General features: G+C 57.5%; 13 protein-coding genes and 2 pseudogenes. 9 read left to right on the top strand and 6 right to left on the bottom strand.

What is annotated here, in order from left to right; all coding sequences use genetic code 11:
• Positions 1 to 84 precede the first annotated feature (84 nt).
• The 3 genes from ABIB48_RS01150 to ABIB48_RS01140 all read left to right on the top strand — a co-directional run bounded on the left by ABIB48_RS01150 (position 85) and on the right by ABIB48_RS01140 (position 4,077).
• Positions 85 to 543: a SufE family protein gene (locus ABIB48_RS01150; protein WP_354211475.1), complete on the top strand. Its 459-nt coding sequence runs from the start codon at positions 85 to 87 to the stop codon at positions 541 to 543.
• 24 nt (positions 544 to 567) lie between these two features.
• The gene (gene ybaK / locus ABIB48_RS01145; RefSeq protein ID WP_354211473.1) at positions 568 to 1,065 is read left to right on the top strand and encodes a Cys-tRNA(Pro) deacylase; all 498 of its coding nucleotides are present in this window, start codon (positions 568 to 570) and stop codon (positions 1,063 to 1,065) included.
• Between the two features lie 1,017 nt (positions 1,066 to 2,082).
• Entirely contained in the window at positions 2,083 to 4,077 is a 1,995-nt protein-coding gene (locus ABIB48_RS01140) for a DUF6493 family protein (RefSeq protein ID WP_354211471.1), read from the top strand.
• A 20-nt stretch (positions 4,078 to 4,097) separates the two neighbouring features.
• Here ABIB48_RS01140 and ABIB48_RS01135 read toward each other — a convergent pair whose 3' ends face one another.
• Both ABIB48_RS01135 and ABIB48_RS01130 read right to left on the bottom strand, forming a co-directional pair.
• On the bottom strand, positions 4,098 to 4,397 hold the full coding sequence (locus ABIB48_RS01135; RefSeq protein WP_354212001.1) for a helix-turn-helix domain-containing protein: 300 nt from the start codon (positions 4,395 to 4,397) through the stop codon (positions 4,098 to 4,100).
• Positions 4,398 to 4,402: 5 nt separating this feature from the next.
• The gene (locus ABIB48_RS01130) at positions 4,403 to 4,756 is read right to left on the bottom strand and encodes a type II toxin-antitoxin system RelE/ParE family toxin (protein ID WP_354211469.1); all 354 of its coding nucleotides are present in this window, start codon (positions 4,754 to 4,756) and stop codon (positions 4,403 to 4,405) included.
• Positions 4,757 to 6,058: 1,302 nt separating this feature from the next.
• Between ABIB48_RS01130 and ABIB48_RS01125 the strand changes: the two genes are divergently transcribed.
• From ABIB48_RS01125 to ABIB48_RS01115, 3 genes are all read left to right on the top strand, one after another.
• Positions 6,059 to 6,406 (top strand): DUF4158 domain-containing protein, encoded by a 348-nt coding sequence (locus ABIB48_RS01125; RefSeq protein ID WP_502914081.1) that lies wholly within the window; start codon positions 6,059 to 6,061, stop codon positions 6,404 to 6,406.
• A gap of 124 nt (positions 6,407 to 6,530) precedes the next feature.
• Complete coding sequence (gene heR / locus ABIB48_RS01120; RefSeq protein WP_354211467.1) at positions 6,531 to 7,334, top strand: heliorhodopsin HeR; 804 nt, start codon at positions 6,531 to 6,533, stop codon at positions 7,332 to 7,334.
• Positions 7,335 to 7,742: 408 nt separating this feature from the next.
• Positions 7,743 to 7,964 carry a helix-turn-helix domain-containing protein gene (locus ABIB48_RS01115; protein WP_110106147.1) on the top strand — a complete coding sequence of 74 codons (222 nt, stop codon included), beginning with the start codon at positions 7,743 to 7,745 and terminating at the stop codon, positions 7,962 to 7,964.
• Between the two features lie 481 nt (positions 7,965 to 8,445).
• On the opposite strand, the gene ABIB48_RS01110 is transcribed toward ABIB48_RS01115, so the two are convergent.
• Together ABIB48_RS01110 and ABIB48_RS01105 are read right to left on the bottom strand one after the other, a co-directional pair.
• Positions 8,446 to 8,841, bottom strand: coding sequence for a cytotoxic translational repressor of toxin-antitoxin stability system (locus ABIB48_RS01110; protein ID WP_211315119.1), 396 nt, complete (start codon positions 8,839 to 8,841; stop codon positions 8,446 to 8,448).
• Between the two features lie 44 nt (positions 8,842 to 8,885).
• Positions 8,886 to 9,326: a prevent-host-death protein gene (locus tag ABIB48_RS01105; RefSeq protein ID WP_110106247.1), complete on the bottom strand. Its 441-nt coding sequence runs from the start codon at positions 9,324 to 9,326 to the stop codon at positions 8,886 to 8,888.
• Positions 9,327 to 10,313: 987 nt separating this feature from the next.
• On the opposite strand from ABIB48_RS01105, the pseudogene ABIB48_RS01100 reads away from it, so the two are divergent.
• A pseudogene (locus ABIB48_RS01100) lies at positions 10,314 to 10,568 on the top strand (hypothetical protein); the annotation flags it as partial.
• A 113-nt stretch (positions 10,569 to 10,681) separates the two neighbouring features.
• Here ABIB48_RS01100 and ABIB48_RS01095 read toward each other — a convergent pair.
• A complete protein-coding gene (locus tag ABIB48_RS01095) occupies positions 10,682 to 11,227 on the bottom strand; it encodes a universal stress protein (protein ID WP_354211464.1) in 546 nt (181 codons plus the stop codon).
• A gap of 658 nt (positions 11,228 to 11,885) precedes the next feature.
• Here ABIB48_RS01095 and ABIB48_RS01090 point away from each other — a divergent pair.
• Positions 11,886 to 12,547, top strand: a pseudogene (locus tag ABIB48_RS01090) (VIT1/CCC1 transporter family protein).
• A 1,868-nt stretch (positions 12,548 to 14,415) separates the two neighbouring features.
• Here ABIB48_RS01090 and ppsA read toward each other — a convergent pair.
• Entirely contained in the window at positions 14,416 to 16,836 is a 2,421-nt protein-coding gene (ppsA, locus tag ABIB48_RS01085; RefSeq protein WP_354211462.1) for a phosphoenolpyruvate synthase, read from the bottom strand.
• An 829-nt stretch (positions 16,837 to 17,665) separates the two neighbouring features.
• Here ppsA and ABIB48_RS01080 point away from each other — a divergent pair.
• On the top strand, positions 17,666 to 18,136 hold the full coding sequence (locus ABIB48_RS01080) for a pyridoxamine 5'-phosphate oxidase family protein (RefSeq protein WP_110106245.1): 471 nt from the start codon (positions 17,666 to 17,668) through the stop codon (positions 18,134 to 18,136).
• The last annotated feature ends 37 nt before the right edge of the window (positions 18,137 to 18,173 follow it).

The following is an 18,173-nucleotide window of genomic DNA, read 5'->3' as shown; positions in this document are numbered from 1 at the left end:
CACAGGGCCCTCGAAGCCGTGGGCCCACCATTTATGTTTCACACACTTTGGATAAGACCGGAAAAGAATCGTACGCTTTAGTTGATGACTACTTCACAAGCACTCCCCCCAGCACTGGCCGAAATCGTCAATGACTTCCAGGAGTTGGAAGAACGCGACCGCTTGACGCTGTTGCTGGAATTCTCCCGCTCGCTTCCTGCCCTGCCGGAACGGCTGCTCAACCATCCTGAACTTCTGGAACAAGTTATGGAATGCCAGTCACCCCTGTTCTTGACGGTGGAATCCGAAGCGACTGACAACGGCGATGTGATTCGCCTATTTTTCCAGGCCCCGCCTGAGGCACCCACCACCCGCGGCTTCGCCTCGGTTCTCTTCGAAGGACTGGATGGGTTGACTGCTGCTGAGATCCTTGCGATTCCGGACGATATGCCGGAACAGTTGGGCTTGACACGCGCCATCTCGCCCCTGCGTATGCGTGGCATGTCCGCCATGCTGGGCCGCGTCAAGCGCAAGCTTGCCAATGGCGTCCGTCCGGCTGCATAGGCTAAACGGCGGAACCAGAGAATCATGGCCAAGAAATCAGCGGGTGCAGGTCCTGGCACCCCTGCAACTATTGCCTTGACCAAGGCTGGGATTGCGTTCACCGCCCACGCGTACGCGCACGATCCCGCCGCTACGAGTTACGGCATGGAGGCGGCGGATGTTCTGGGCATCGCGCCGGAACGGGTGTTCAAAACGCTCATGACAGATGTTGCTGGCACGCTCACGGTCGCCATTGTTCCGGTCAATGGGACTCTAGATTTGAAGGCGCTGGCCCAGGCCATGGGCCACAAGAAGGCCGCAATGGCTGATCCGGCCGTGGCCCAGCGGCGCACAGGCTACGTCCTGGGTGGCATCTCCCCCATCGGTCAGCGCCAGCCCTCCCCCACTGTTCTTGATAGCTCATCCCTGGAGTACAGCAGCATATTTGTCTCTGGCGGCCAGCGCGGCTTCGATATTGAACTGGCACCGGCGGATTTGATTGCCATCACGAAGGCCAGCACTGCAAAGATCGGTCACCCGTAGCGCCCGGAGCTCTTTTGGTAGCTGGCATATTTGCAGAATTTGAACCTGAGATTCTCTTGGCCGCCGGTTCGAGTCCGGCCCGGGGCACAAAAGGGCCTCTGACCTGCGGTTTTACCGTATTATTCGGGTCCGCAGAATTGCCAAATCGCGTTCTACTCACGTTTTTAAACGAAAAGTTGATCACGAAATGGCTCCAACTCGGCCGAATCAGGTTCAATTTGCTCTCATATTTCCTAAGATGTGGACAAAAAATCCTCGAGATTCCCCGGTTGTTCGCGGCTTGGTCGTTCCTCGAATGTGACTGCTAAGAATTGGCCCTCCGTTCGCCATATTCACTACTGGACAACATCGGCGGGCACTGAGCTAGACGTGACGACAGCACCGCAGGTCATCGCGACAGCGCCAAGGGTCCAGCTCACGTCATTGATCGGGCTCACCTACCCCTGCGGCACATCAGTGTTGTAATCTGAACGCGGGGATGCTGGACTAGAAGTCTCGATCAGTGCTGGAAGTTCTACACGAGTCAAGTTTCTTGGCCACCCAAATCTAATATTTGGGATTCGCCGAGGAGCGTATATGAAGCTTGGAGACAGACGATCCGCACTACGTGCGCTCGCGGCAACCCCAAACTCTGGAACTGCTGACTTTCGCAGCGTGCTGGCCGGCGCCACGGAGGAAGAACGCGAAGTCCTGACCAAGATACTCCCCGCGTCTAGGCTCTTTCGCCAAGAGGGGCCCACCGATCGGGCCTGCTTTGTTATCGCTTCATTAGGCACAGCAAAGTTCGCCGCCGACACAGCTATCCCCACGGGTTCAGCCAGATCCAGAAAACTGAGCCCCCACCACGAATCAATGCATCATGCGCTGCTAACCGGAATCTCGGACCGATCCGATACCTGGGCTAGAGCATTCATAGCTGAAGTCGCGGTCAGACGACGCTGGGGCGGGCTTTTTGGATGGCAGCTGGCTAGAGACGTCGCAAGAGCGCGACCTGCGGTTCTGAATACAGTTGAGTACTTGGAGCTTGCCCTTCGGGAGGCGCAAAAAGGTGCCGGAAAATACAACAGGGCAGAAACCATTGCAACTTGGTTCAGGACGGAACCCGGAGCTCTGGAGCAGGAGCTTTGGGCTCTTTTCAGAGTCGAAGGAATGGGGGCCAGCAAGCTTCTAGTGGGCAGCTGGCTAGTCGAAAACACGTGGCATGATGTGTTCAGTATTCTCTCCTATAACGATGCCGTCTTCCGCGAGAGACTGACCCGGGAGTGTCTGGACGCGTTGCTGCGTAACTACTCTGACGACAACATCAATTGGTATGTCTCGGTTATCCACTACCAGTACCTCACTCAAGTCGAAGTCGCAGCCCACGAACGCACCCTAGTAGCCGTGTTGGGCAGCGCCACGCTCAATGCCGTTCACTTCGCGCAAAACGCTCTCGGGAAGGTCACAAAGCTTCTCGAGGATCCAAAGACTCTAATTGACAAATCGGGACCCATCTTGCGGCGACCCGAGCGGATTCTCGTCAAGGACCAATTGGAATTGTTGGAGACACTTTCGTTTAGCTATCCTGACGAGGTCGGCGATATCGTAGCGGAAGTCTTGGGAAAGTTGCCGCCTGACCTTGCACTTACTGGGAGGGCTTTGGTCGCAGCCCGGAGCTCGCTGGCGGGTGGCGGCAGGGTCCACATAAAAGGGCCGCGCCGGGAACCTGCAACGAACGGATTCATGATCCGTCCGCCGATTGAGTCAACAGGACAACTACTGGAGTTCCTTCTGGCCCACTACGGCGGAGCTGGCGACGGTGCAGATATTCCAAGGATACTGGAGGCGCTTACTCGACTTGAGCCAGCTCCGGAACGCGATGCTGTCCTGAGGCGCTCGAGGGAGGTTCTTGAACAAGTCAGAGACCCGGAGGGTTTGTCACCCCGGCGACATCTAGCCACGGCTACTCTGACCTGGCTTGGTGAGTCCGACTACCAACTACAAGATGAGTGGATTGACCATGAATCATTGGAAGCGGAGTTTGAGAGCGAGACTGAGGAGCTCGACAATGATACGCCAAATTCACCCGCACACATTCTGGCTGATTCCATCGTCCAAGCGCGGATGATCATTTCCGGGTGTGAGCAGGGATGGGGCCTCGCCCGACCGCCATGGCCCTCCGGCGGTACGTGGATTCGTGGACTCAGCCAACTCGAGGACGATACTGACGTCAACTTTGAACACACCGGCTCAGTTCCTGTTTGGACGAGAACCGAGCCCGCAACGGCCGTGCAGCACTACGTCGCCGATGCCCTCGATGTAACCCTCGTGTCAAACGAATTCAGTCAAAGGGCCCAACTTGCTCGCGTACAGGACGGCTTCGACCAGATCGTCGAATGGGCCGCTTGGTTCTACCGCAGCAATCTGGACACCCTGGCTGCCCACGCACATCCGACAGTATGGTTCGCCACTCAGGTGTCTGGTGCACAGGGCTTTACTCCGCTCATGCGAGCCTTGGGTTCCGCAAGTGCACCCCTCAGCGGCCCTGGATACAGCGCTCTCGTGTTGGCGCTTTCAGCAATTGACACTGAACAACGTGCCTGTGCCGCAGATGCTGTGACAGCTTTGGCCGCGTCTGGCTTCCTTGACCCACTCACATTCGCCGCTCAGCTGCAAATCAACTTGGCCGAAAACTTTGTCTTAGCCGGACGGGTCGCAATGTCCCTAACACGCGCATCGGCCGCGAGTCCCATTGCCGGGTACCGCGTACTGCAGACTCTTTCAGAAATACTGCCGGAGCTTTCCGCAGTCGACGGCGCCAACGAACTGGTTGAGTTGGCCGCCCACCTTTCTGCCAGGTACGGCACCCAAGTCAGCATCCCCGCCGTCATGGTGTCCATAACCTCGGGAGGCTCGGCTATGTCCATTGCTCTTCGCGCGTTGACCGACGTTGTTCCTCATAACAGCGAACTGACACGCTCGGCAGCGATTGCGGCTGACGAAGCTTGGAAGGGCACCCGAAGTAAGGCCTGATCCGCTGGTCATTCAAATTCTTACGCGATTTGGATGCGTTCGTCGCCGAGCTCCACCTCAATACGAAGTTTTCCACCGATGGCTTCAACATATTTGCGTAAAGTGTCGACCTGAGCCCGGTCTATGTCACCGTGTTCGATCCTAGACACCCGGTTCTGGGTGACATGCAGACGCCCGGCAAGCTGGACCTGGGTCAACTCAGATGCTTCCCGGAGTTCACGCAGGCGATAGGCGCGGACCTCATCAAGCATCCGCTTCTTATGCCCTTCCACGACCGCCCGGTCGACAGGGCGCTTCGCCAGCATCTCCTCAATGGACATTGCCACTACAGCTCTCCTTTCAAAGTCTGCAAATGATCATCGAACAAGTCATCGGCAATCGGAATGTTCTTCTTGTACCACTTAGACCAGTTCCCGGCCTTGTCGCCGGCAATCAGCAAGATCGCTTGGCGCTGCGGATCAAAGGCAAACAACACCCGCAGCTCCGAACGGCCACTGGATCCCGGCCGCAATTCTTTCATGTTCTTGTGCCGCGACCGAACCACAGTGTCTACCAAGGGCCGGCCAAGCTGTGGCCCACGCTCGGCCAACAACTCCATGGCAGCAAGGACCTGCGCATAGGAGTCGTCATCCAAAACGGACAGCCATGCCTCAACCAAACCCACATCAACGATCCACATCACCACCAGAATACAACACTCAAGTCATACAACTCAAGGGGTATATCAAGGCTGACCCTCTGCCAAGAATTCGGTCTCGGATCGTTTCCCGCTTCAGACTTCCGACCGTTCGCAACTTGGTCACGTAGATGCCATTCATCCGGGTCGTTCGGAACACCCAATCAGAGGTCTACCAGTGGTCAAAACCCCCCTGATGTCTTGATATTCACGGCCGCTAACACCCCAGAAAACGCCACCAAGAATCCGAATTGACCGCCAACCCGGAGATTCTCTCCGGGGAATTGAAACCACTCCCTGGACGACCAAGTTTGTTGGCATACGACGGCCCGCCCGTCACAACCAGCGACATGCCATCAACCATACCGACGAACCTGCAAACGGCCATCAGAGCAACCAATCATCGCTTTGCTGCCGGTCCACGTCACGTTTTACTCACGTTTTTGAACGAAAACCCATGGCAATCCTTGGCATATCAAAGGGGTCCCATAGCCCCGCACTCCGTCGAAAATACACGGTTTTTGACGTGAAACGATGACTGTTGGCATGAGAATCCTGAGTTTCTCTTGGCCGCCGGTTCGAGTCCGGCCCGGGGCACCAAAAAGTGCCTCTGACCTGCGGTTTCATTCTGCAGGTCAGAGTCGTTAAAGGCCAAAAACGGCCCAACTCCCCCTTTACTCCCCCAATTCAACAAAATTTTCTTCAGAAATCACTCCCCCTTTTCAGCCAAGTGGACTCTCCCTTTACACGCGACACGGGTTGCCCCGAAGCCCAAGGGTCCTCAAACGCAGGCAGACGGGGGCGGATGCACACGCTAATGATCAGACATACGCTTGGAATGCGCCGCTCGCCGGATTCCCGGTGGGCAGGCCTCCTCGCTGCTGGCCGGTCCATAAGAATGCTGTGCAGCCCAAAACCGTCAAACAGTGGCTGGCGCCTGGCATCGCCGCTTTCCAAGCATCAACCTACTATCCCTTGTCACTACCCAGTATTGACCTGCGCTTCCGGGGAAGATGCGGAACAATGGCAGCTACTAAACACTCTCCAGTTTGCGTTGATTCTGGAGAGTTTGTTGAGGGTCGGTTGGCATTGTCACTTGCCAATCTGTGGCCCAGAACACGCTTACAGCTATTGATTGCTGTATTCAGACTCTTCAGCGATTTGCTCGAGAAAATCAACACTCTCAACTTCAAAGGTCGTCTCTATTCCCACGGCCTCAAGCAACTCATATCCGTTCAGCCTCTCTCACAGTTGTGCCAGTTGAATTTTTTGAGTGATGCGTAGACCGCCGCGTTCGGGCGGTTCGTGGGAGAACCTTCGCAGAACGATTTGGAGTTGATCCGCAGGCACAGGGTTGAGCACAGCCGGATTGGGTTTGCCGTGCAGGTCAGGACGGCCCGGTTCTTGCGGGCGCTTCTTGCCGACCCGCTCGATGTGCCATGGGCTGTGGTCGATTACGTTGCGGCGCAGCTCAGGATCGCGGATCCCTCAGTGGTCAAGCCATCCACCGAGCGCGTGGAGACAGCCAAAGTCACCGCACGTGCCGTGCCTCAGGGAACATACAGGACCCTGCCGGACCAGACCCACGAGGCATCTGCCGATGCGCTCGCACCGCTGCTGATCGATTTTCTGATCACGACTTCGGAGCACTGACTGTCAGCCGGGTCAAGCCGTGCTCTCCGCTTCGGCTCCTCCGCAATCCCACGCATGCAGAAGGGTGTCCTCACCTGTGAGTCGATGTTAGCGTTGAACCCACATGAGACAGAGGAGTACGGTCATGGCGAAGAAGAAATACTCTGGCGAGCAGCAGATCGCTCGGCTTCGCATCTACAACGTCGTCGCGGGTAGCCTGCACCTGTTGCAGGCCATCGCCTTCACGATCATTCTCACCATGCTGAGCACCCAGGTTCTGTTCCCCGTCACGGCGGATTACCTGGCCGGCCCACCCGGTGCCCCCATACCGCCGGAACGCGTGACGGTGTTCGAGATCAACATCGGTGTCGGGGTCGTCGTTTTCCTCGCACTCAGTGCCGTCTTCCACTTCCTGGTGTCTAGCCCGTGGTTCTTCGGCCGCTACAAGAATGGACTCAAGCAGAACCACAACTATTTCCGCTGGACCGAGTACGCACTCAGCTCATCGATCATGATCTGGCTGATCCTGGCCATCAACGGGGTCACCGATATCGCAGCCTTGTTCGCGGTCTTCACAGTGAATGCTGCGATGATCCTCCTCGGCGCCCTGCAGGAGAAGTACGAGAAACCTGGCTCCGGGGGGATGCTGCCCTTCATCTTCGGCTCGATGGTCGGGAGCGTGCCCTGGATCATTGTTCTGATCTATTTCCTGCGTCCCGGAAGCGAAAGCGACGTTGCCGCGCCCAGCTTCGTCGTGGGCATTGTGATGTCATTGTTCCTCTTCTTCAACACCTTCGCCGTCAATCAGTGGCTGCAGTACAAGCAGGTCGGCAAGTGGAAGAGTTACCTGCAGGGCGAGCGCACCTATATCACCCTGAGCCTGGTGGCCAAGTCGGCCCTCGCGTGGCAGGTGTTCTCGGGAGCCATCGTTCCCGCACTCACTGGCTGACTCGTCTGCCTGAATCGCTAACACCCTGTGCCTCCTCGTCCTTGTCGAGGCTTGGTCGATTTCGGGGCAACTGTCTTGGAATACCGATTATTCCGAGAAAAAAAACGTTATGCCGCATGACCGCCCTCCCCCATTTCCGTCCACGCACGGTCCGGTCCAGCCCGACGGGACTTGGTGGTTCACCACGTTGGAGCCGATGACATGGCTAGCCAGCACGCGCGCCTTGCCGCACAACGCTGGCATTATTATCAGCGGCCCGACGTCAACCCAAATAGTAGAGTCCCCGCTCGGGGACAGCGGTAAGCGAGCTCACCGTCGTCGTTCTTCCGGCATGCCAACGGCGGTCATGTGGTTTCAGTGTCTTTGCGCCATGGAAAGGGGAACGTCCATGTTGAACAGGAGCATCTGATGAGCGAGCAAATTAGCCATGTCCCGTCCACCGCAGCAGTCGCTGAGGAATGGCTGAGCCCACGGGACATCTGCAAGGAACTGCAAATTCCGGAGCAGACCTTCTACCAGTGGCGGGTCAAGCACCTTGGTCCACGAGCTCACCGCATTGGCCGGCACCTGCGTATCAGCCGCAGCGACCTCAATGAGTGGCTCGCAACGACGGAAGATCACTTTGCCTAGAGCACGCCTGACGTTGGGCACGTGGGGTCAGATCACCCGCATGCAGCTCAAACCCAATATTTGGCGTGCCCGCGCCACGTTTCGCTCCTTCGACGGTGTCGTGCGCAGGTACGAAGCTTGGGGCGCCTCTGGGCCAAAGGCTGAGACCTTACGCGCGGGTTGCCCAGCCAATTTTGCTAGCCGCTTCCGGGCAGAGGTGCCACGCGGCTGGGCGTCAAGTCGACGAATCGAGGCGACACATGTGGTAATTTTTGACCAACACGACCGGTTCCGCCCCTAGGGGTCCAGTGCCGGTCTTTACTTTTCTCTGTCGATGAGCGTAATTTGATGGATTCGAAGCCGCGCAAAACAGATTCTGAGCAACTGGATGTCCTCCGTCGGCGAAACATACAGGTCGGCGTAACCTGCCAATCAGGTGCTGGCCATTTTGAATCCGCACCCCGCCATGGCGAAAAAGCCCTGCTGCCCGGGGGCTGAGCCGTCAGTCGCCGGTTTGGTTCCCTTGGGACATCCAATAGTCATTGATCGCCTGGACAGCCTGCTCCTTCGTCATTCGCGCAACGACTGCTTCATCAATACCAGCAGTGCGAGTGAGTTGCCAGACCAGCGCCAGGGGAATCGCCGACTCGGGTACGGACGCAGTACCGCGCGCAGGTAACACCCCATCCTCAACGCAGGCCCAAAACAAATCGTCTTCGACCGTGAGCTGGTCTTGGAGAACGTGGTTCCAGATCGACGCTGAGTACGTTGTCCGGTCCACCGGGCGTGAAATACGCGTTCGCAGGATCCGCCCGTCCTTCAGCGCAAGTCGGTATGTTGTGTGGTGTCGCACGGGCTTCCCGCGGGCATTCACCACCAATTCCCACTTTTCGGTCACACAGAATTTCTCGTGGTCATCCCGACCACCGAGCCGACGGACGCTCACGCCACGGAACCAGTAAGCCAGGTGGTCAACTGTTCATCCGTGGATAGATCAACGAGCTGGACCAGCGCCCAATTCTCCCGATGGTTTGGGGCGGCATACAGGTGGTCTTCCCAATCTTCTGCATAGTCCCGCAGTGCGTCCACGAAGTCTTCTAGGGCCTCCCCTAGCTCCGTGGCTTCGGCGGCAAACGGCTGCCCAGACATGAAAACAGCCCACGCCCCGTCCTCATTCACGACCTGAACGTTCGGCGCGACCGTTAACGCCAAAAAGCGACGCAAGCTCTCACCATTGACCACGGCTGCCGGAGCTCGATCCGGACGGCTGATCGTAGACAATCCACCCCTTTCGCTGGAATCTAGGATCGCCTTCAGTGACTCCCGCGCCTGGGTAAAACCGTAAACGCGTCCGCCGGCGCTCTCATGTTTAGGGGTACTCATACAGCCCATCATCCATATGTACATCACGTACGTCAAGTACGTAGGCGAAGAATGGTCAAGTCCAGGACGCCTGGACTTGAGGTCATCCTCGACCACCGACCATTTGAAGTCGGGTGTCAGCAGTATTGAAACGGCCCAAAGGTCACCCATCTGCAACCAACGAAGTGCCCGCTTCCGGCGCCAGGCGTAAAATAGGCAGCACAGAAGTTGGCATGGACAGAGCACGACGGCCAATCACCGGCGAACCTGTCCACGCCGATAGTCGCAGCCGAAATCCAGTTGACGTGAAAGCGAGCGCAAGAGGCACTCCCCTTATTACTCCCCCTTTTTAAACCAAAACAACCGCCATCTACGGCATACCATCGTCTTTGAAATCACCCAAAATTCGCTAGAACTCAATGTTTTTGAGGGTCAACGACAGCCCGCCATACTCAGGAGGTTAGATTCTCTTGACCGCCGGTTCGAGTCCGGCCCGGGGTACCAACATGGTCCTGGTGACCTGCGGTTAGGTTCAGCAGGTCAGAGTGGTTTGAGGCCAAAAAGGACCCAGGTCACGGTTTTCTCACGTTTTTGAACGAAAAGTTGCTCACGTTTTTGGCATGATTTGGGGCGGAACTAGGCTCGATTTCTGCTCACGTTTTTGAGTTAGAATTCCACCATTTTCATCGTCTATCACCAGCCCTCTAGGCATCCGAGCCACCGGCCGATGTCATGACACCAGCTCCCGATTCCCCTTGCCAGCAGCACAGCGTAGCGTTCGGATGCCGCTTCAAGCCCACCAGCCTTGCCACAAATTGAATGGTGTCCAATTGACTGCACAGGCCTTGAGAAACCCGACATCCTATGAATGCTCGACCGTTCCCGTATTCGTGACTCACGACTAGACGTGAAGCCGTCCAAATCCTAACGTTCGCCACGGACGCCAATTTGACGAACGCCGTCACGCAGCCTCCTCGACATGACTTCAAATTCGTGACGCTAGTCGGCATCCAGCCAGAACACCTGAGCACCTTCCTTGACGAGTTCGCCTTTTGGTTCAAGCGCAGACACTCACACGCCCCCGGCATGATCTTCTACCGACTCCTGCAAGCCATGGTTCAAGAACCCTCGGGAAGGGCGCAAAGGTCTTGCCATAGGACTTTCCCCAACACCTTGCCGACCATTGTTGGCGGCCATGAAAAACTGCCGAATGGTGGCCATGAAACTGGCCACTCTTATTTTCTAGCATCGCCGTGTTCTTAACGGAGGGAGCCTCTTCCTGGGGTTTGATGTCGGTGTCTAGTAGCACCAAATCAGGAAGAGGCTCTGTAAGAAGTCTGACGGAGAAACCATGGACATTCTTCAACCGTACGATCTTACGAAGTCGTTTCGCGCCGCAGCGCAGCTGACGGGCTGGTCGCTTCGGTGACCTCATGGCTTACATCCAAGGCTGCCTGCGCCTCCGCTATATCCGCTGTACCGTGTACTACCAAGACCGGACAACTTGCGTGTTCGGCGCAGGCAGAACTCACGGAGCCCAACAACATTCCTGTGAATCCACCGCGACCACGCGAGCCAACTATGAGCATCTGCGCAGATTGGGCGGACTCGAGCAAGGCTTGGGCTGGTCTTCCACGAACGGATACTCCAGTAAATCCTTTCGGCGGGTTGTCTCCGAATGCCTCGTGCGTGGCGATCCTCAGAATCCGGCGCGCATCCTCGTTCGGGTCCCAGTCCGGACTGATGTACGTGCCGAACATGGTGTCCACATGCCATGCGGTGACAGCTGTAATCGTGGCGTCAAGTGAATGCGCCAGCGTCTGTGCCCACTTCAGTGCCAAGACCGACTCGGGAGACCCGTCTACACCCACCACAATGCGCGCACGCTCGTGGACTCTCTCTTCTTCCATGGCTTCAACCATCTTTCGACTCTTTCACGTTTGATTCCTGCAGTTCCGGCCGCGAGGCACCTCCCAGAAGGGGCTTGATCCGCTCAGACTTTCCACTTCGCTGCCCGACCCACTTTAATGATCAACGCCGGCGAAGGCAGCTGCACAGGGTCAAAAGTCCCTAACGTTCGATTCACGATAGTGCCACCCTTGGGACAACGGAGGAGCCTTTTCTACGTTTTAGATCCCGTAACTCGGGATCAGATCCACCCCGTGAGGACGGGAGGACAACCTTGAAAACCCACCATCATCATCGGAGGCGACGGACGAGCCTCGTCCATTAGGGCTCTGAGCGAAGCCGTATGGTTGGCAAAATATCTCCTCGCACAGGTGAAAGCCTTGATGTTCTGGAAGTATCCAAACGCCTACATAGTGCCCTACGCAGTGGGAAAATTCGATTTTGATGGGGCTTCACAAAAGAACCTCGATGATGCAGTTGAGACTGCATTTGGATTGGGCAAGCCAAGGAGCCTCACATCCCAGCTCGTGAGCGGATCACCCCCGGCCCATACTGATTGGCGCCAGCACAGATGCCACACATCATGTACCAGATGTTGGTCCTGGCACTGGCGGGGCTGCTTCTTCAAAGAAGTAGTGAGAATCAAACGGCACAAAGCGCCCTCGAAGGCGCCTGAACTGGCTTCGGGCAGGGGTGCTCGGCGCCAACGACGGTATCGTCTCCGTCGCCGCGACGGTCGTTGGAGTCGCGGGTGTGGCGAACTCGTCAACCCCGATTCTTGTCGCGGGAGTCGCTGCGCTAGTTGGTGGCGCCATTTCGATGGCTTTGGGTGAATATGTTTCCGTTAGCAGCCAACGCGAAGGTCAGCGGGCATGATCGAGAAGGAGCTGAGCGAACTCGTCGAGGACCCGGACGCAGAATTGGCTGAACCTACGGGGCTCTATCGGGCTAAAGGTCTCAGTCCCGCCACAGCGGCGCAAGTGGCCGTTGAGCTGACGGCCCACGATGCCCTGTCCGCGCACCTATCTGAAGAACTCAACATTAGCCAAAACGAGGTAGCCAATCCGTGGCAGGCCGCATATGCCTCGGCGGTAGCGTTTACCGTCGGCGCGGTTTTGCCCTTGCTCGCTATTTTGCTGCCGCCAACCGAGCTGCGGATCCCTGTGACGTTCATAGCTGTCCTGCTGGCTTTGGCCCTCACGGGTACTCTTAGCGCCGCCATTGGGGGCAGCTCCAAAATTACTTCGGCGCCTCGTCTGGTCATTGGCGGTGCTCTAGCACTAGCGGCGAACTGTGGCATCGGCAGCGTCCTCGGTGCAAGCGGTTTAATTTAGCCGCCACCAAGAATCACAATACGGACTCCGTCACCAGGATGAAGGGGATGCCTGGCTTCAGTTGTTGCCCTGTTGTGATGACAAGCTCATCGACGCTAGGAACACCGGTTGACCTCCTCCCCGACGGTATCAACGTCCTCGGGACTTACCGTGACGTTTGAACGGCCACCGTTGCAGGACTGTTTGGCGAGAGGATAGCGCCAGTCATTGCCGCCCGCCCGGCAGGTAAGAGTTCGGCGCAAGCCCACACCCTTCACACCTGAACCAGTAAAATAGGGAGCGTTTCCCTCAAGCTGTCCTCCTGATTTTTCTAGTGAAGGCACCGGCAAAGTGCGCCTTACAGCCGTCCGAGAATATCTTCAATGCAATTCCAGCGAACCAGACAGTACCCTTCCGGATCATGGCAGTCATGCCCACCATGCACGGCCCACATTGTCTGGCGGGCTCCCCTGCCAAATAGCTGAGCAATTTTTGCTATAGCCACCAAAACGCATTCCTCGGATGAAGCATGTGGCCCACGCCCACATCTGGGTGGACTCCTTTCTCCAACGCGCCAGACGGGTGCACACGGTAGTTCAGCGGTCTGACCCACCGGCCGTGTAACCGCCCACCTGAACGACACCAACAGCGAAAAGGCCTGTGCCAGCGTTGGTCACGATGCGGGCGAGACAGGCATCTCCTTCGACTTCCATCATCTGCTGCGCGCAATGGCGGGAAAACAAAACGGGTCATTTTCCAGGTTCCCGCTCCGATCGTGCTGATCGGAACTATGGCGCAGCAGCAGGAGGCAATGCGCGCCACACGAGCAAGCGTCTCACGTTTCACGACACATGTGGGACGGGCCTTTGCCGCCTCATTGACTCACGCGGCTGCGCCTCTCCAAGAGGCAGTGCGATGCTGTTGACGACGGTGTTAGACTCGCCCAATATATAAGATTCTGGTGTCTGGCCCACCTTGACCCTGCAAAAATCTTGACGCCCGGCCACGGTACCCGTCACTGCGGACACTGCCGCCGAGGTGGTCTATATGCACATCGGCAATGCGGATACCCTGGGCCCCGCGCAGCAGCGGCCACCTGACAATGAGTATCCAGACAATGGCTAGGTGGCGGCACGGGCAAGCATCGTCTTGTTCTTGAAATTGTTGGGCTCGCCTTCGGCACCATTGGGGATCAGAACAGAATTACTGAACAGCAGCTGCCGGCCCTGATCCTGCGCTGCAAGTTTGCGTCACGAGGAGTATACGGATCACGGCCCGCGCATCTGGTAATCTCTGGTTCGCATACGAGCCGGCGTCTTGGTCCGGGGCGCCACGGCAATAGCCGTCAGCCAGCCGAAATTTGATGGTGGGTTTCACACCAGCTGCCGCTGATCACCCTCGTGATAGGTTGCGATATCCTTCCCGTTCCGGTCTCTGCGACTACGCTCCAGATGCGGGGTCCCTTCGCCCGGGGTGCATCGTTCAGTCCAGACCGTTCATCGAGCGCTCCACGAGGCCCCGTGCCATCGTGTGGCCCCCACCATTCAGAGCAAAATGGACTTTCCTAGCATCAAAGCCACCTTAGTTTTTCCGGTGGACTGGGTAATCTCCGCAATAATTACAGCATCACTTATCTGCCGTTTAGATTCCGAACGGGCTTTAGCCGCGAAATAGGTTGGCGGGGCAAACTGCAAGTGTTGGTTCTCAGGAGCGGTCGATCTCCGCCGGTGTTCCCATCTGCGCACGCATACGGGTAGCCGAACCACGCCGGTCTGAAGGCTTGTTCTGCCCATTCATCACAGGAGGGGCCGCCTTCTGAGGAAGCTCATCTGGACACTTGTTCGACACTGCCATTGAATTTTTTTCTTTCAAAGCACCAACACCATCCGTTAAAACCTGGATGATTTAGCCGCCGCAATCGGGTTTTGCTTCTGCGCCGCTTCTGCTGCTGCGATGACCGGGACGGTACGCAGAAAGCTGTCGGGGTTCAGCGAGATGGAATCGATGCCTTCCGCAACCACGAATTGAGCGAACTCAGGGTGATTGCTGGGTGCCTGCCCGCATATCCCGATCCGGATGCCTGCGGCATGGGCTCCGGCTATCGCCTGACTAATCATGGTCTTGACGGCCTCGTCCTGTTCGTCAAAGAGCGGGGCGAGTATGGCCGAGTCCCGATCTACACCGAGAACAAGCTGGGTGAGATCGTTTGAGCCGATGGAGAAGCCGTCGAACTTGGCGGCAAACTTTGGCGCCAGAATGACGTTGGAAGGGATTTCACACATCATGTAGACCTTGAGCCCGTCCTGACCACGAACAAGTCCGTTTTCGGCCATTACGGCCAGGACCCGGTCCGCTTCAGCAAGTGTCCGGCAGAACGGCACCATCACTATGACGTTCATGAAGCCGCACTGGTTACGAAGGCGGAGGATGGCCCGGCATTCCAAGTCAAAACCGGCCCGGTAATGCGGATCATAGTAGCGCGATGCTCCACGGAATCCGATCATCGGGTTGGATTCCTCCCCTTCAAAGACTGAGCCACCGATCAAGTGGGCGTACTCGTTCGTTTTGAAATCGCTGAACCGTACGACTACCGGCGCGGGATGGAACGGTGCGGCTAACTTGGCAAGGCCGCGCGCAAGGGTTTGCACAAAGTAGTCTGAGGAGTCGGCAAAACCGCGCGTCAGTTCCTTGATCTTGGCCCGATCCGCCGGATCCGTGACCCGTTCAGGGTATGCCAGTGCCATCGGGTGCACCTGGACCATGTCATTAATGACAAACTCCATGCGTGCCAGCCCGATGCCCTTTGCGGGCAGGCGCCACCATTTGAACGCCGAAGAAGGGCTGGCAAGATTGAGCATGACGGACGTCCGCGTGACTGGTAATTCGCCGAGGTCCACATCGTCCTGGGCACTCGCCAAAAGTCCCTCATAAACGTGGCCTGTGTCCCCGTCCGCGCAGGACACCGTGATGGACTGCCCATCCACAACCACTTTGGTGGCATCAGTTGTCCCGACGACGGCTGTAATCCCCAGTTCGCGGCTGACGATCGCCGCATGGCTGGTTGCCCCACCCTTGTCAGTGACGATGGCCTTGGCACGCTTCATGACCGGGACCCAGTCCGGATCTGTTTGTTCGGCGACCAGGACAGCGCCGTCCACGAAATTGCCGATGTCCGCAGCACTCTTGATCACGCAGGCGATGCCAGAGGCTATGGAATCGCCCACCGCAGCGCCTTCTACCAGCAGCCGCCCTTCTTCCGTCAGCCGGTGCGTGCTCATCACGGTACCGCTCTTGCGCGCCTGGACGGTTTCTGGCCTGGCCTGGACAATGAACAATTCCCCGCTCATCCCATCCTTCGCCCATTCCATGTCCATGGGTCGTCCATAATGGTTCTCGACCTGGACGGCCCACCTGCCCAGTTGGAGGATCTCGTCGTCGTTCAGGCAAAACGAAGTCCGTTCAGCATCGGTTGTGTCGACCATGCGCGTTCCCGCGCCGCCGTCGGAGGAGTAAAGAAGTTTGCACCCTTTTGAACCAAGTAACTTTTCGATCACGGGCGAGAACGCTGGCATGCCCAGAAGCGGTTTGAAGACAACGTACTTGTCCGGGTTCACCATGCCTAGGACCACTGTCTCACCGAGTCCCCAGTTGGCGCTAAGGACAGCGGCTCGAGGGAAGCCGGATTCGGTATCGAGGGAGAACATGACGCCGGCAGCCCCTAGGTCCGAGCGAACCATGAGCTGGACTCCCACTGACAGCGCCACGTCCAGGTGCCCGTACTTCATGATCTCCCGGTAGCTGATGGCACGGTCGGTGAAGAGCGATGCGTAACAACGTCGGCAGGCATCGAGCAGCTGTTCCTCACCCCTGACGTTCAGGAAGGTTTCCTGCTGTCCGGCGAAGCTGGCATCAGGCAGGTCCTCGGCAGTGGCGCTGCTGCGAACTGCGACGGCGGGATCTTCGTGCCCGGTGCGCACGGCCAGCTCGCGGTAGAAAGAACGGATTTGCGTGGTTGTCTCGGGCGGGAACTCACCAGCAAGGATCAGTTCACGCACCTGGTTCCCGATCGATCGCCAATTGGTGCCTGCAGAGTCTTTCGTGGCGAGGATCTGCTCCAGCCGTGGCGCCATGTCGTTTTCCGCGATGTACGTCCGGTACGCGGCAGCTGTGAGGGCAAAACCGGCGGGCACCCTGACACCGTCGGCAGCCAGGGATCGGATCATCTCTCCCAGTGAGGCATTCTTTCCGCCAACGTAGGCAACGTCCTTGATGCCGACGTCCTCAAGCCAAACAACACTCTCTTTATCCACAGTAATCAGGTTTCCTTCGCATCTTCGCTGTTCTGCTCCGTGGGGCATTCCCAAGCTAGGTGCCCACGTCACGAGTCAACTCCCTTGGGTCAAGTCCGGGTAGGGGCCAAAGTCCCACTGTCCGACAAGCTTTCCACGTGGGGGCCACTTCGGGACGAAGGGACCTCTGCTCTACTGGCAAGGAATAGTCCCGCACTCACTTAGATTAGGACCCGACTGCAACCAGCGAAGGAGCTATTTGTGCCTGCACGGTCCTTAAAGGAACCGTGCCTCCTGTCTTCGAGTCGACTTTCCCTGAGGAACAGGCAGATCCGTAGCCGGAGGGCGACTAGTTGCTACTCAGTGTTCGAAGCCGCAGATTTTTCGCATGGATCTTCACTAGGGCGAGGGCGAGCAGGCGCCTCGGCGCCAGCGTGTTGTCCCAGGTACGAAGTTGTGCGGATGGTGCATGAGCTGCGGTAGACCTGCCGCCACTGCAAGATCTGCCCCCCGCTTTGCAGAGTGGGTCCGTGACAAAGACTCTGCGCCGCTGCCAGAACCCGCTTATCCCTAAAAGTCCACAGCGCCCATCGAATGTTGGAACCACAACGCCATGGAACCCAAGAACCATTCGCCCTTGTCCACCTGCACTGCTCAAGAGGAATCTCTTTGAGGTTCCCAGCACAATCTTACGTTTGGTACCCGCTGAGGGAATTGAATCGATATAGCATCCAACGGCGCCCCATCACACCCTAGTCCGTGTTCACGTCCAGCCATGGGCCATCCAGTACTGGCATCGGGGACTTTGGACCCTATTCCCCTAGGGTGGAGCAGACGTAATATGATCTGCATGAGAGCAAATCCGTTGGCACCAAAAGTAGAAAATCTTACCCCCGGGCAATGCTGGAAGGTACTTTCTGAAACGTCCATCGGACGGCTCGCCGTCATCGTGGACGGACGCCCCGACGTCTTCCCTGTGAACTACAAGGTAGACGGGCAGTCCCTCATCTTTCGAACAGGTGGCGGCAGAAAGCTCGATGCACTCCGCCACGAAGCATGGGTTGCGTTAGAGGCCGACGCCGTGAGTGGAGAGTTCGGCGTAGCGTGGAGCGTGGTCGTCAAGGGCCATACCGAAATCACCGCCTCAGACAGCCAGGTTCTTAACACGGCAAGCAAAGGCATGTTTCCGTGGCAGGGAGTTGGAAAAGACCAACTCGTACGCATCGTCGCTGAGGAAGTGACGGGCAGACGCTTCACCCTTGATGCTTCCATGACGTGGAATGTTCCCTTGGATGACACGATCCGGGCCGGGCTCGAGTAGGACACCTGAAGCGGCCCCTTGGCGGTAATTTCAGTCA

It is taken from the genome of Arthrobacter sp. UYCu511 (assembly GCF_040547105.1).
GTDB classification, from domain to species: Bacteria; Actinomycetota; Actinomycetes; order Actinomycetales; family Micrococcaceae; genus Specibacter; species Specibacter psychrochitiniphilus.
The sequence above is the reverse complement of the archived record's forward strand: the minus strand, read 5'-3'. Positions and strand labels throughout refer to the sequence as shown.

Bases quoted from the DNA above. Each gene is read 5' to 3' on its own strand.
- ABIB48_RS01135 (WP_354212001.1), bottom strand. From the start codon at position 4,397: ATGTCCATTGAGGAGATGCTGGCGAAGCGCCCTGTCGACCGGGCGGTC.
- ABIB48_RS01115 (WP_110106147.1), top strand. From the start codon at position 7,743: ATGAGCGAGCAAATTAGCCATGTCCCGTCCACCGCAGCAGTCGCTGAG.
- ABIB48_RS01150 (WP_354211475.1), top strand. From the start codon at position 85: ATGACTACTTCACAAGCACTCCCCCCAGCACTGGCCGAAATCGTCAAT.
- ABIB48_RS01105 (WP_110106247.1), bottom strand. From the start codon at position 9,326: ATGAGTACCCCTAAACATGAGAGCGCCGGCGGACGCGTTTACGGTTTT.
- ABIB48_RS01130 (WP_354211469.1), bottom strand. From the start codon at position 4,756: ATGTGGATCGTTGATGTGGGTTTGGTTGAGGCATGGCTGTCCGTTTTG.
- ABIB48_RS01095 (WP_354211464.1), bottom strand. From the start codon at position 11,227: ATGGTTGAAGCCATGGAAGAAGAGAGAGTCCACGAGCGTGCGCGCATT.
- heR (WP_354211467.1), top strand. From the start codon at position 6,531: ATGGCGAAGAAGAAATACTCTGGCGAGCAGCAGATCGCTCGGCTTCGC.
- ybaK (WP_354211473.1), top strand. From the start codon at position 568: ATGGCCAAGAAATCAGCGGGTGCAGGTCCTGGCACCCCTGCAACTATT.
- ABIB48_RS01080 (WP_110106245.1), top strand. From the start codon at position 17,666: ATGAGAGCAAATCCGTTGGCACCAAAAGTAGAAAATCTTACCCCCGGG.